This window comes from Actinokineospora guangxiensis (assembly GCF_042657845.1).
GTDB lineage: Bacteria > Actinomycetota > Actinomycetes > Mycobacteriales > Pseudonocardiaceae > Actinokineospora > Actinokineospora guangxiensis.
Genome location: NZ_JBHSKF010000004.1, coordinates 278,481 through 290,864 on the forward strand (window position 1 = coordinate 278,481; position 12,384 = coordinate 290,864).

General features: G+C 74.2%; 10 protein-coding genes. 4 read left to right on the plus strand and 6 right to left on the minus strand.

The features are described from left to right. Nucleotides 1–135 precede the first annotated feature (135 nt). Entirely contained in the window at nt 136–1,020 is an 885-nt protein-coding gene (locus tag ACFPM7_RS11620) for a methylenetetrahydrofolate reductase (RefSeq protein WP_378246905.1), read from the plus strand. A gap of 15 nt (nt 1,021–1,035) precedes the next feature. Here ACFPM7_RS11620 and ACFPM7_RS11625 read toward each other — a convergent pair whose 3' ends face one another. Further along, a complete protein-coding gene (locus tag ACFPM7_RS11625; protein ID WP_378246907.1) occupies nt 1,036–1,725 on the minus strand; it encodes an LppM family (lipo)protein in 690 nt (229 codons plus the stop codon). Between the two features lie 90 nt (nt 1,726–1,815). Here ACFPM7_RS11625 and ACFPM7_RS11630 point away from each other — a divergent pair, with 90 nt between their 5' ends. Next, entirely contained in the window at nt 1,816–3,480 is a 1,665-nt protein-coding gene (locus ACFPM7_RS11630) for a DUF885 domain-containing protein (protein ID WP_378246909.1), read from the plus strand. Here ACFPM7_RS11630 and ACFPM7_RS11635 read toward each other — a convergent pair. Both ACFPM7_RS11635 and ACFPM7_RS11640 read right to left on the minus strand, forming a co-directional pair. Then, complete coding sequence (locus ACFPM7_RS11635; protein ID WP_378246910.1) at nt 3,477–4,046, minus strand: GNAT family N-acetyltransferase; 570 nt, start codon at nt 4,044–4,046, stop codon at nt 3,477–3,479. The two genes, ACFPM7_RS11630 and ACFPM7_RS11635, sit on opposite strands and share 4 nt — an antisense overlap. Then, complete coding sequence (locus ACFPM7_RS11640; protein ID WP_378246912.1) at nt 4,043–4,564, minus strand: YbaK/EbsC family protein; 522 nt, start codon at nt 4,562–4,564, stop codon at nt 4,043–4,045. Before ACFPM7_RS11640 ends, ACFPM7_RS11635 begins: the two co-directional genes overlap by 4 nt. A 185-nt stretch (nt 4,565–4,749) precedes the next feature. Between ACFPM7_RS11640 and ACFPM7_RS11645 the strand changes: the two genes are divergently transcribed. Continuing rightward, entirely contained in the window at nt 4,750–5,160 is a 411-nt protein-coding gene (locus tag ACFPM7_RS11645; RefSeq protein WP_378246914.1) for an SAV_6107 family HEPN domain-containing protein, read from the plus strand. Further along, entirely contained in the window at nt 5,157–5,909 is a 753-nt protein-coding gene (locus ACFPM7_RS11650; RefSeq protein WP_378246916.1) for a maleylpyruvate isomerase family mycothiol-dependent enzyme, read from the plus strand. The genes ACFPM7_RS11645 and ACFPM7_RS11650 overlap by 4 nt, the downstream gene beginning before the upstream one ends. Before the next feature lie 283 nt (nt 5,910–6,192). On the opposite strand, the gene ACFPM7_RS11655 is transcribed toward ACFPM7_RS11650, so the two are convergent. The 3 genes from ACFPM7_RS11655 to ACFPM7_RS11665 are packed head-to-tail and all read right to left on the minus strand — an operon-like array spanning nt 6,193 to nt 12,325. Further along, nucleotides 6,193–6,999: a phosphotransferase family protein gene (locus ACFPM7_RS11655; RefSeq protein WP_378246918.1), complete on the minus strand. Its 807-nt coding sequence runs from the start codon at nt 6,997–6,999 to the stop codon at nt 6,193–6,195. Then, a complete protein-coding gene (locus tag ACFPM7_RS11660; protein ID WP_378246920.1) occupies nt 6,996–7,712 on the minus strand; it encodes a VOC family protein in 717 nt (238 codons plus the stop codon). Before ACFPM7_RS11660 ends, ACFPM7_RS11655 begins: the two co-directional genes overlap by 4 nt. 29 nt (nt 7,713–7,741) lie before the next feature. Then, nucleotides 7,742–12,325 carry an ATP-dependent helicase gene (locus tag ACFPM7_RS11665; protein WP_378246922.1) on the minus strand — a complete coding sequence of 1,528 codons (4,584 nt, stop codon included), beginning with the start codon at nt 12,323–12,325 and terminating at the stop codon, nt 7,742–7,744. Nucleotides 12,326–12,384 lie beyond the last annotated feature (59 nt).

The following is a 12,384-nucleotide window of genomic DNA, read 5'->3' on the forward strand; positions in this document are numbered from 1 at the left end:
CTGCACCCCGCTATCGTCCGCTGTGGCGGGGCACACGCGCAGCCCGGGGGTGCCGTTGAGCACCGCAATACCGATTGTTGGAACAGCACGTCCACCCACTGGGCGACGTCCCGCCAGGTGGATACCCTGTAAACCATGACCACGGTCGTGGAGCGGATCACAACGGGGCGCGCGGGGTTCTCGGTGGAGTTCATGCCGCCGCGCGACGAGGCCGACGAGGTCCGGCTGTGGAACGCGATCCGCGAGCTGGAGGGCCTCGACCCGGCGTTCGTGTCGGTCACCTACGGGGCGGGCGGCTCCAGCCGCGACCGCACGCTGCGCACCACCGGCAGGCTCGCCCAGGAGACCGACCTGGTCTCGATGGGCCACCTGACCGCGGTCAACCACTCCGTCGCCGAGCTGCGCAACGTCATCGGCTGGTTCGCCGAGCAGGGCATCCGCAACGTGCTGGCCATGCGCGGGGACCCGCCGGGGGACCCGATGGGCGAGTGGGTCAAGCACCCGCGGGGCCTGGAGTACGCCGAGGACCTGGTCCGTCTGGTCCGCGACCTCGGTGACTTCTGCGTCGGCGTCGCCGCCTTCCCGTACGGCCACCCGCGCTCGGCCGACCTGGACACCGACACCCGCTACCTGGTGCGCAAGCTGAACGCGGGCGCCGACTTCGCCATCGCCCAGCTGTTCTTCCAGCCCGAGGACTTCCTACGCCTGCGCGACCGCATCGCCGCCGCGGGCTGCCAGACCCCGCTGCTGCCCGGCGTCATGCCGATGACCACGCCGAAGGTGCTCGCCAAGACCGTCGAGCTGTCCGGCTCGCCCGTCCCCGCGGCCATCGCCAGGCGGCTGGACCCGCTGGTCGGCGACGCGAAGGCGTTCCGCGCCGAGGGCATCGACATCGTCACCGAGACCTGTCAGCGGCTGCTGGCCGAGGGCGTCGACATCCTGCACTTCTACACGTTCAACCGCTCGAAGGCGACGCGCGAGGTGGTCGGCAGGCTCGGCCTGGTGCCCGTCCGGAGCTGACCGGTCCGTCCCGGGTCAGTTCTGCCGGATCACGGGCCTGCGGTCGCGGCGGTGGGTGAACAGCGCCAGCAGCAGGACCAGCATCGCCACGGCCACCGCGCCCGCGCCGACAATGGTCACCCACTTCGTCCAGGACACCCCGGACTGGTCGTCGTACTCGATGGTCGCCAGGAACTCGGTGACCGCGCCCGGCTTGGGCGACCAGGCGACCGTGCCGCCCTCGTCAACGCCGTTGGTCTGCAGGATCGCGCCCGGGAAGGCGACCTTGAGCTGCACGTCGGCGCGGTCGGCAGGCAGCTCGCTCAGGTCGACCGAGCCCGCCATCGTCACCAGGTTGCCGGAGCGGCGGAAGCTGAGCCGGTACTGCCCGCCCGGGGTGAGGGTCTGGGTCAGCAGGCTCACCTCGGGGAAGGTCAGGTCCTGGAAGCTGACCGTGCTGCCCACGTAGCCGTCGGCGGAGTACGGCGCCGCCTTGACCTTGGCCGCCAGCTCCGGCGCGATGGTCAGCTCAGGGCCCTTGTCGCCCTGGCGCAGCAGCACCTCGGCGATCACGAGCTGCCCGGAGACGGTGTCCTTGTCCGACAGGGCCAGCGCCGCCTGCACCCGGACGCACCCCGAGAGCGCGAGCGCGACGAGCGCCATCAGCACGGCGACGACGGTCTGCCTGCGGAAACGGTGTCGGGAGGGGGAGGCGCTGAGGTGCACGCGGCCATCCTGCCCTACCTGTCCAGACCACCCGCCGCCGGACGCCGATCCCGTGCGGAGTCGGTGCGACCGGCCGGTAGCGTGCGCGCCATGGCGTCCTCACATGGCGATGTGCACACGATCAGCGATTCCTTCGTCGACGACATGGCGGCCCTCGACCCGGTGTTCGCGACCTTCGACGGCATCATCGGCCACGACGACCGGATGACCGACCTGTCGCCGGATGGCGTGGCCGCCCGCGCCGAGGTGGCCCGGCGCGCGCTGGCCGCCGTCGCCGCCGCCGACCCCGCCGACAAGTCGCAGGCCGACGCCAAGGCCGTGTTCCTGGAGCGCGTCGGCACCGAGGTCGCCCTGCACGATGCCGGCGAGCTGACCGCGCCGCTGAACGTGATCGCCTCCGCGCCGCAGGACGTGCGCCAGGTCTTCGACCTGATGCCCACCGAGACCGCCGAGGACTGGGCGGTCGTGGCCAAGCGCCTCGCGGCCATCCCGGACGCGCTGGCGGGCTACCGCGTCGCGCTGCTGGCCGCGGCCGACGCCGGGACCACCCCCGCGCTCCGGCAGGTCGCCAAGACCGCCGAGCAGTGCCGCACCGCCGCCGACGGCCACTTCAGCGCCCTGGTCAAGGACGCGGAGGTGGGCGCCGCGCTGCGCGCCGACCTCGACGCGGGCGCGACCGCCGCGGCATCGGCCTACGCCGAGCTGGCCGACTTCCTCACCGGCGAACTGGCCCCGCGCGCGCCCGCCGACGACGCCGTCGGCCCGCAGCGCTACCGGCTCTGGTCGAAGTACTTCCTCGGCGCCGAGATCGACCTGCACGAGGCCTACGAGTGGGGCTGGGCGGAGTTCTCCAGGGTGGAGACCGAGATGAAGCGCCTCGCCGAGCGCATCGCCCCGGGCGCCGGGATCTCCGGCGCCGCCGCCGCGCTCGACGCCGACCCGCGCTACCGGGTGGTGGGCAAGGACGCGTTCGAGGCCTGGATGCAGCGCCTCTCCGACCAGGCGATGGCCGACCTGCGCGGCGTGCACTTCGACATCCCGGACCGGGTCATGGCGCTGGAGTGTCTGATCGCCCCGCCCGGCGGCGTCGTCGGCGCCTACTACAACGGCCCCACCGAGGACTTCAGCCGCCCCGGCCGCATGTGGTGGTCGGTGCCCGAGGGCAAGACCGACTACTCGACCTGGCGCGAGGTCACGACCGTCTACCACGAGGGCGCGCCGGGCCACCATCTGCAGATCGCGACCGCGGTGGACCAGGCTGCCTCGCTCAACCGCTTCCAGCGCACCAAGGTGTTCGTGTCCGGGCACGGCGAGGGCTGGGCGCTCTACGCCGAGCGGCTGATGCGCGAGTTCGGCTACCTCGACGACGACGGCGACCTCTTCGGCATGCTCGACGCGCACATGTTCCGCGCGGCCCGCGTGGTGATCGATCTGGGCGTGCACCTGGGCCTGGAGATCCCCAAGGGCACCGGCTTCCACGAGGGCGAGAAGTGGAACGCCGACCTGGCCCTGGAGTTCCTGCGCACCCGCACGATCACCGACCCCGACTGCATCGCCGACGAGGTCGACCGCTACCTCGGCTGGCCGGGCCAGGCGCCGTCCTACAAGCTCGGCGAGCGGCTGTGGCTGGCCGCGCGCGACGAGGTCAAGGCGCGCAAGGGCGCGGACTTCGACCTCAAGGCCTTCCACAAGTACGCCCTGGAGATGGGCGCGATGGGCCTGGACACCCTGCGGGAGCGGCTCGCCTCCTTCTAGGGAAGGGGGAGCGGGTGGCCCAGCACCCCGAACGGGCGCGGGTCGCCCGCGAAGCGGTAGTGCCGCAGGACGTCGGTGAAGCCGAGCCTGCGGTACAGCCGCCACGCCCGTGACGGGCCTTCCGGGGTGGACAGCAGCACGTGCGCGCTGGGCACCCCGTCGAGCAGCCGGGTGACCAGCTCCGCGCCCACCCCCGCGCCCTGGCTCTCCGGGCGCACGTGCAGCTCGGTCAGCTCGAAGTAGTCCGACATCCACAGGTCGGCGACGGGCGCGCCGCGCTGCTCGGTGACCCCGCGGCGCACCTGCTCGTGCCACCACTGGCCGGGCGCGCCGCGGTAGCCGTAGGCGATGCCGGCCAGCCGGTCGGCGGCGTCGAGCGCGGCGACGCAGCGCCAGCCCTCGCGCATCATGTGCGCCAGCCACATCGGGGCCCGCTGCTCGGCGGTGCCCGCCGGGTAGCGCATGGCGGTGACGTAGAGGTCCAGCGCCTCGCGCAGCCGTGCGCGCAGCTCGTCGGCGGTGAGCGCGGCGAACCGTTGCACGTGGGGGGACGGGGCTGCGGTCACGGAACGGAATCATCCTCTCCCGCCGCCACGGCCGCAGCGGTGCCCCCGGTGAGGGCGAGCAGATCGGCGTAGGTGGTCGGGAACAGCGACTTCGGGTGCCCCGCCGCGGCCCACACCACCGGGTGCCCGGCCAGGGCGACGTCGACCAGGGTGCGCAGCGGCGCGGGGTGCCCGAGCGGCCCGACCCCGCCGATGGCGTGCCCGGTGTGCGCGCGCACGAACGCCGGGTCGGCACGGCCGACGGAGTCCGCGCCGGTCAGCGCCGCCAGCCTGGCCGGGTCGGCACGGTGCGCGCCGGAGGTGAGCACCAGCAGCGGGAGCTTGCGCCCCCCGTGGTCGGCGGCGAACACCAGGCTGTTGGCGATCGCCCCGACGTCGACGCCGAGCGCGGCGGCCGCGGCGGCCGCGGTGCGCATGTCCTCGTGGAGGAAGCGGATGCCGTCGGCGGCCCCGGTCATCCCGCGGGCCCGCAGCTCCGCGGCGATCACCCGCACGGCGGGGTGGTCGAGTGTGGTCACCGCTCCATCAGATCACCTTCCGGGTTCGGCCGGTTGATGGACCTCCTGCCTGCGGTTATGGTGCTAGTATCGAACAAAGGTTCGATAAGGCTCCGGCGGCGGGTGCGGGGGAAGCGCCCCGCCGCCGGGTCCCCGCCGGCTCCCCTCGGCGGCCCACGCGGTCCAGTCGAGGAGAGGAGTCCCCCGTGACCAGCACCCTGGACTTCCCCGTCACCCCGGCCGTGCCGCCCACCGCGGTAGCCCTGCTCCGCCAGGCCGAGGAGGGCATGCGCGAAGCGGTCCGCCAGCCCCACCCGGCCTACCGCTACGCCGACGCCTACCTCAGCGCCCTGCGCGCCGCGGCGGCGCTGCTGGCCGTGCGCGGCAGGCCGCACCGGGGCCGGGCCAAGCCCACCAGCGTGTGGACGCTGCTGTCGTCGGTCGCCCCGGAGATGCGCGAGTGGGCGGCGTTCTTCGCCTCCTGCTCTGGCACCCGCGCCGCCGTGCAGGCGGGCCTGGTCGACCGGGTCGGCCCGCGCGCCGCCGACGACCTCACCCGCCAGGCGGGCATGTTCGTCGCCCTCGTGCACCGCACCGTCCACGGGTCGAGGAGGTGACCCGGGACCTCACCCAGGACGACCTGCTCGACGTGGTGGAACGCGAAGGCACCCGCGCGGCGGCGGCCGCCGAAGGCGTCGACCACGACCGTCCCGTGCCCGGCTGCCCCGGCCTCACGGTCGGGGAGACGGCACGCCACCTGGGCAGCGTCTATCGCATGGTCGTCACCTGGCTGCGCACCGGAACCCGCCCCTCGATCTGGCCCCGCCAGCCCGACGAGGGCCAGCCGGTGGAGGACTACCTCCGCGACGGCCTGCGCTCCCTACTCGGCGAACTGGCCGCCCACCCCCCGTCGACCCCGTGCGAGACCTGGCACCCCCAGGACGGCACGTACGGCTTCTGGCGGCGGCGCATGGCCCACGAGTCCACCGTCCACCGCATGGACATCGAGTCCGCCCTGTCCCGCGACCTGACCCCCGTCACCGACTCCCTGGCCCTCGACGGCATCGACGAGGTCCTGACCCTCTGGTTCACCCACCGCCTCACCGACCGAGGCGTAGCAGGCACCCGCCACACCACCGTCTCGGTCCGCTCCGGCCCCCGGTCCTGGCTGGCCACGATGGACCCGTGGGGCACCACATCGACCGAGACCGACACCCCCGGCGACGCCCGGATCACCGGAGCGCCGATGGAGATGTACCTGTGGCTGTGGGGCCGCCGCCCGGTCTACGACCGGTCAGTGGTGCAGGAAGGAGACTTCGACGCCATCGCCCAGTTCTGGGCTCTGCTGAGACTGGCCACCAAGTAGCGGGGAACGGTGCCCCCGCATGGGTGGGGAGGGCGTAGTGGGCAGCGCCCTCCCCACCCTCTCCTCTGCCACCTGTCTCCCGTCTGCCACCTGTCTGCCTTGCCGCCGCCTCCTGCCTGCCTCGCCCGCCTGTCCCGCTTGCAGCGTGCTCGCCCGCCTGTCGCCTGCGTGCTTTGCCTGCCGTCCACTGGCTTGCCCACGGTCCGGCAGACACGGGGCCGGATGCGGCTGGAAAGTGGGTGGTCGGCGACGTGTGCGGTCGGTGGGGGTGTGGGTTGTGGGGTCAGAAGGTGTGGGAGAAGTTGGCCAGTGCGGCGCTCAGGTAGGTGTGGCGGGCGGTGGTGAGGCCGTAGGCGAGGTCCTCGATGAGGGTGCAGCGGGCGAAGAAGCGGGTGAGGTGCTCGTCTGCTTCTGTCCATTCGGGACTGTAGTGGGCGAGGACCTCGGAATGAGTGGTGGGGCCTAGATCGCGGTAGAGCCTGCCGAAGTCGACGGCTCGGTGGGTGATGGTGGCGTCGGTCCAGTCGATGATGCCGGTGAGGGCGCCGGTGTCGGGGTCGATCAGGAGGTGTTCGGCGCCGAGGTCGCTGTGGGTGAGGACTGGGGGGCTCGCGGGGGCGGGAGGGGGTGTTGCCAGGAAGTGCTCGACGGCTCGGCGCTGTGTGGGGGTGAGGGCGGGGGCGGCGGCGGGGTAGGTGTCGGCGGTGTCGGTCAGCCAGTCGGTGAGAGGGGTGTCGTCGGTGCGGGTGGTCGGGGGGATGGGAGCGCTGTGGAGGGCGGAGAGGAGTTTGCCCAGGGAGGGGCCGAGTGTGGCGGCGGTGCGCGGGCGGTGGAGGAGAGGTGTGCCGGGGAGGCGGTGGTAGACCAGGATTCCCGCGTCGTCGTCCACGGCCACCGGGACGGGGGTGGCGACTGGGAGGTCGGCGATGGCGGTGAGCAGGGCGGCTTCGCGGCGCAGGGCGTCGGGGTTGGGGTTGTTGGCGATGCGGACGATGAGATTGCCTGAGGTGTAGACGGTGTTGTCCAGGCCGCCGCCGAGGGGAGTTGGGTCGTGGGGGAGGAGCTTGCGGATGGACGCGGGGAGGGTCATCGGGGGCTCAGGACGCAGAATTCGCTGCCCTGGGGGTCGGTGAGGACGGTCCAGGAGACGTCGTGTTGGCCGATGTCGACAGGGGTGGCGCCCAAGGTGTGGAGGCGGTTGGACTCGGCTTCGGTGGTGGAGTCGGGGAACGGGGCGACGTCGAGGTGTACGCGGTTCTTGACCGTTTTGGGGGAGGCGGGGAGGAACTCCAGCCACGGGCCGCGCTTCTCGGGGTGGCGTAGCGAGGCGAAGGCGTCCGCCGAGCGGGCGAGGTCCCAGCCTGCCGCCGCGGTCCAGAACGCCGCGGACGCCGTCACGTCGGTCGTGTCGACCACGATGGCGGCGAGCGGGCCGCTGTCGGTGTACTCGGGGCGGGGTTCGAGCACGCAGAACTCGTTGCCCTCGGGGTCGGCCAGGACGATCCACGGGACGTCGCGTTGCCCGACGTCGATCCGGCGGGCGCCGAGGGCCTCGGCGCGGGCGACGATCGCCGCCTGGTCCTCCAGCGAGGACGAGGACAGGTCGAGGTGCAGGCGGTTCTTGGCGGCCTTCGGCTCGGGGACGGGGACGAAGACGAGGTCCACGGGGCCGCCGGGGGGTTCGACGTCGGCCTCGTCGGCATCGATGGAGGTGAACGGCCAGCCGAGCAGGGCGGACCAGAAGTCCGCCTGCCGCCGGATGTCCCGGGCATCGATCACCACACTGACCAGACGTGTCGCCATGGACGCACGCTAGCCCACCGCCGCGGGGGTCAGCCGCGCAAGCGCAATCCCTTCGGTGTGGCGCGGAACCCCGCTTCCCGCAACGTCTCGGCGAGCGCGGAGGTCAGCGCTGTCTCGCCGTCGGCGCGCTGGACCGACAGGTCGGAGAGCCAGCCGTCGCGCACCGCCTGGGTGAGTGCGGCGGCGGCGGCGCGCAAGGCCGCGGTGTCCTCGGTGAAGGAGAGCAGGCTTCGGCCGCCGCGTTCGAGGTAGAGGGCCGGGGTGCCGTCCACCAGGACGGTGATCGCCCCCGCCTTGCGGGCCGGGCGGTGGCCGCTCGCGCCGAGGGCTTCCGGCCAGGCGAGGGCGGCCCCGTAGGGCTGGGCCGGGTCGGCGGCGGCGAGGACCACCGCGTCGAGCGCGGGGGCGGCACCAGGGGAGCCGTCGGGGCGGGAGAGGGCGCGGAGGCGGTCGACCGCGCCGCGGTTGGCGAACTGGGCCGCGCCCAGGCCGTCGACCACGTAGCCGCGGATGATCTGCCCCGACTCCTCCATGGCGCGCAGGACCTTGTACACGCCGCTGAAGCCGCCCGTCACCCGCTCGGTGTCCAGGGCTCCCCTGGTGAGAACGCCGTGGCGTTCGAGGAAGGACTCGGCGCGGGCGTGGGCGCGGCGGGTGGGGTCGGCCACCCGGGCCGGGGCCAGCGACCAGCGGCCCGCGACCGTCGGCGGGCCGGAGCGGCTCGGCATGTCAGGGCGCGCGGTGCGCAGGCGGGCGTAGCGGCCCCGGGGCGCGGACCGGCGGGCCCGGTGGGCCGCGCCCTTGCCGGTGACCACCGCGCGCAGCGGCGCCAGGGTGTCGTTGGTGACCAGCCCGCCCCACACCAGATCCCACAGGGCGGTGATCACGTCGACGTCGCCGGGCGTCTCGGCCCCGCCGTCGAGCAGGACGGCGCCCGCGCGGTCGGCGAGCTGGCGGAAGAACAGCGCCCCACCATCCAAAGCGGACAGAACAGCCCCGTGCAGCGGGGTGTCCGGCACCGTTTCCTCCAGCTCCGGCAGCAGCAGGTCGGCGACGTCGGCCGGGGCCAGCGCGACCCACCCGTCACCGCCTGCCAGGGAGCCCGTGCCGCACCACGTCACCTCGCCCGCCGAGGTCAGCTCGTCCAGCAGGGCCGGGCTGTAGCCGGGCAGCCGGGCGGGCAGCAGCAGCGACTCCAGCGCGCTCGCGGGCAGCGGCGCGCCCGCCAGCTGCTCCACCACCGACAGCACGTCGTCGGCCGTCGGCAGGCCGCGCCGGGACCGGCCGATGCCGTGCCAGCCGGGCAGGAAACGGCCCAGCGCCGCGGGCTCGACCGGCTCGACCTCCGCGCGCAGCCGGGCCAGCGACGCTCGGCGCAGCCTGCGCAGCACGTCGGCGTCGCAGTACTCGGTGTGCGTGCCGCCGGGGCGCAGCTCGCCGCGCACCAGCCGACCCGACCCGGCCATCCGCTCCAGCACGCCCGTGACCACCGAGACACCGAGCCCGAAGCGCTCGGCGGCCTCGGCGGCCGGGAAGGGACCGCGCGTGCGGGCGTAGCGCGAGAGCAGGTCGCCCAGCGGGTCGGGCACCGGCTCGGTGAACGCCTCCGGCACCCCCACCGGCAGCGCGGTGCCCAGCGCGTCGCGCACCCGGCCCGCGTCCTCCACGGCGATGAACCGCTCCTGCCCCCCGATGCGCACCCGCAGCGCCCGCCGGGCCCGCTCCAGCTCGACCAGCCACTCCGGCTCCACGCCGCGCTCGGCGGCCTCGGCCTCGGCCAGGTCGCCCAGGAAGCGCAGCAGGTCGGCGGCGTCCTCGGCGTGGCGGGCCCGGCGCTCGGGGGTGAGCCGCTGCAGCGAGCGCTCCACCTCGGCGACCACCTCGGGGTCCAGCAGCTCGCGGATGGCCTCCGAGCCCAGCAGCTCGGCCAGCAGGGCGCTGTCCAGCGACAGCGCCGCCGCGCGCCGCTCGGCCAGCGGCACGTCCTCCCCGTAGAGGAACATGCCGATGTAGCCGAAGAGCAGGCTGCGCGCGAACGGCGAGGCCGACTCCGTGCGCACCTCCACCACCCGCACCCGCCGGGCCCGCACGTCGGACATCAGCTCGCGCAGGCCAGACAGGTCGTAGACGTCCTGCAGGCACTCGCGCATCGCCTCCAGCACGACCGGGAACTGCTCGTACTTCGAGGCCACCGACAGCAGCTGCGCCGAGCGCTGGCGCTGCTGCCACAGCGGGGTCCGCCTGCGCGGGTCGCGGCGCGGCAGCAGCAGCGAGCGGGCCGCGCACTCGCGGAAGCGGGCCGCGAACAGCGCCGAGCCGCCCACCTCGGCGACCACCACCTGCTCGACCTCCTCCGGGTCGAGGACCACGTCGTCGGCTCCGGCGACCAGCTCCTGGCCGGAGTCGTCGACGGTGTCGGGCAGCCGCACCACGATGCCGTCGTCGGAGTGCGCGATCTGGGCCTCCACCCCGCGCCGCTCGCGCAGCCGGGCGCCGATGGCCAGCGCCCACGGCGCGTTCACCTGCGCGCCGAACGGCGAGTGCACCACCAGCCGCCAGTCGCCCAGCTCGTCGCGGAAGCGCTCGACCAGCAGCGTCCTGTCGTCGGGGACGTGGCGGGTGGCCTCGCGCTGCTCGGCCAGGTAGGCCAGCAGGTTGTCGGTGGCCCACTCGTCCAGGCCCGCCGCCGCCGCGCGCTCGCGGGCCGCGGCGGGCTCGGCCGAGGACACCTCGCGCACGAACGCCCCCTGCGCCCGGCCCAGCTCCAGCGGCCGCCCCGGCGAGTCGCCCTTCCAGAACGGCATCCGGGCGGGCTCGCCCGGCGCGGGCGTGACGATGACCCGGTCGTGGGTGATGTTCTCGACCCGCCAGGCCGAGGTGCCCAGCAGGAAGGTGTCGCCCACCCGCGACTCGTAGACCATCTCCTCGTCCAGCTCGCCGACCCGCGAGCCCGGCCGCCCCTCGTCGCCCGGCGTCATCACCGTGAACAGCCCGCGGTCGGGGATCGTGCCCCCCGACGTCACCGCCAGCCGCTGCGCCCCCGGCCGGCCGCGCAGCTCGCCGTTGACCCTGTCCCAGGTGATGCGCGGCCGCAGCTCGCCGAACTCCTCGCTCGGATAGCGGCCCGCCAGCATGTCCAGCACCGCGAACAGCGCCGAGTCCGGCAGCGCCGCGTACGGCGCGGCCCGGCGCACCACCGAGGCCAGCTCATCGATCGACCACGCCTCGACCGCCGTCATCGCCACGATGTGCTGGGCCAGCACGTCCAGCGGGTTGCGCGGATAGCGCACCGCCTCGATCGCGCCGCCTGCCATGCGCTCGGCCACCACCGCGCAGGAGACCAGGTCGCCGCGGAACTTCGGGTACATCACCCCGCGCGAGACCGCGCCCACCTGGTGGCCCGCCCGCCCGACCCGCTGCAGCCCGGCCGCCACCGTCGGCGGTGACTCCACCTGCACCACCAGATCGACCGCGCCCATATCGATGCCCAGCTCCAGCGACGACGTCGCCACCACGCACGGCAGCCGCCCCGCCTTGAGGTCCTCCTCGACCGAGGTCCGCTGCTCGCGCGACATCGACCCGTGGTGGGCCCGCGCCACCACCGGCACCGTCGTGCGGGCCAGGCCGGACTGCCCGATCGCCTCGGCCGGGAAGCGGTCGAGGTCGGGGGCCTGCTCCTCGGCCAGCTCGTTGAGCCGGGCCGTCATCCGCTCGGCCAGGCGCCGCGAGTTCGCGAAGACGATGGTCGATCGGTGCGCGCGGACCAGCTCCAGCACGCGCTTCTCCACCATCGGCCAGATCGTGTTGCGCGGGGGCGGGCGGATGCCGTCCTCCTCCGAGGGCGGGGGCTGCTCGTCCAGCCTGCCCATGTCCTCCACCGGCACCTCGACGCGCACCTCGATCGTCTTGCCCGTGCCCGGCCGCACCACCGTGACCGGCCTGCCACCGCACAGGTAGGCCCCGACCTCCTCCACCGGGCGCACCGTCGCCGAGAGCCCGATGCGCTGCGCGGGCGCCTCCAGCAGCGCGTCCAGCCGCTCCAGCGACAGCGCCAGGTGCGCGCCGCGCTTGCCGCCCGCCACCGCGTGCACCTCGTCCACGATCACCGTGCGCACGCCGCGCAGCGACTCGCGCGCCTGCGAGGTGAGGATCAGGAACAGCGACTCCGGCGTGGTGACCAGCACGTCCGGCGGTGTCCTGGCGAACTGGCGGCGCTCGTCGGCGGGGGTGTCGCCCGTGCGCATGCCGACGGTGATGTCCGGCTCCGGCAGGTCCAGCCGGTGCGCGGCCTGCCTGATCCCGGCCAGCGGGGCGCGCAGGTTGCGCTGCACGTCCACCGCGAGGGCCTTCAGCGGCGAGACGTACAGGACCCGGCACCGGCGCTTGGCGTCCTGCGGCGGCGTCTCCGCGGCCAGCCTGTCCAGCGCCCACAGGAAGGCCGCCAGCGTCTTGCCCGAGCCGGTGGGGGCGACGACCAGGGCGTGCTCGCCCGCCGCCGCGGCCCGCCACGCCCCGGCCTGTGCCTCGGTGGGCGCGGCGAAGGCCCCGGCGAACCACTGCCGGGTCGCCGGGCTGAACACATCGAGGACGTCCGGGACGTCGGTGCTGCTCACACCCCCATCTTGACCCAGACCACCGACGGCCGTCGGAAGTTGTCCACAGGCGACCGGCT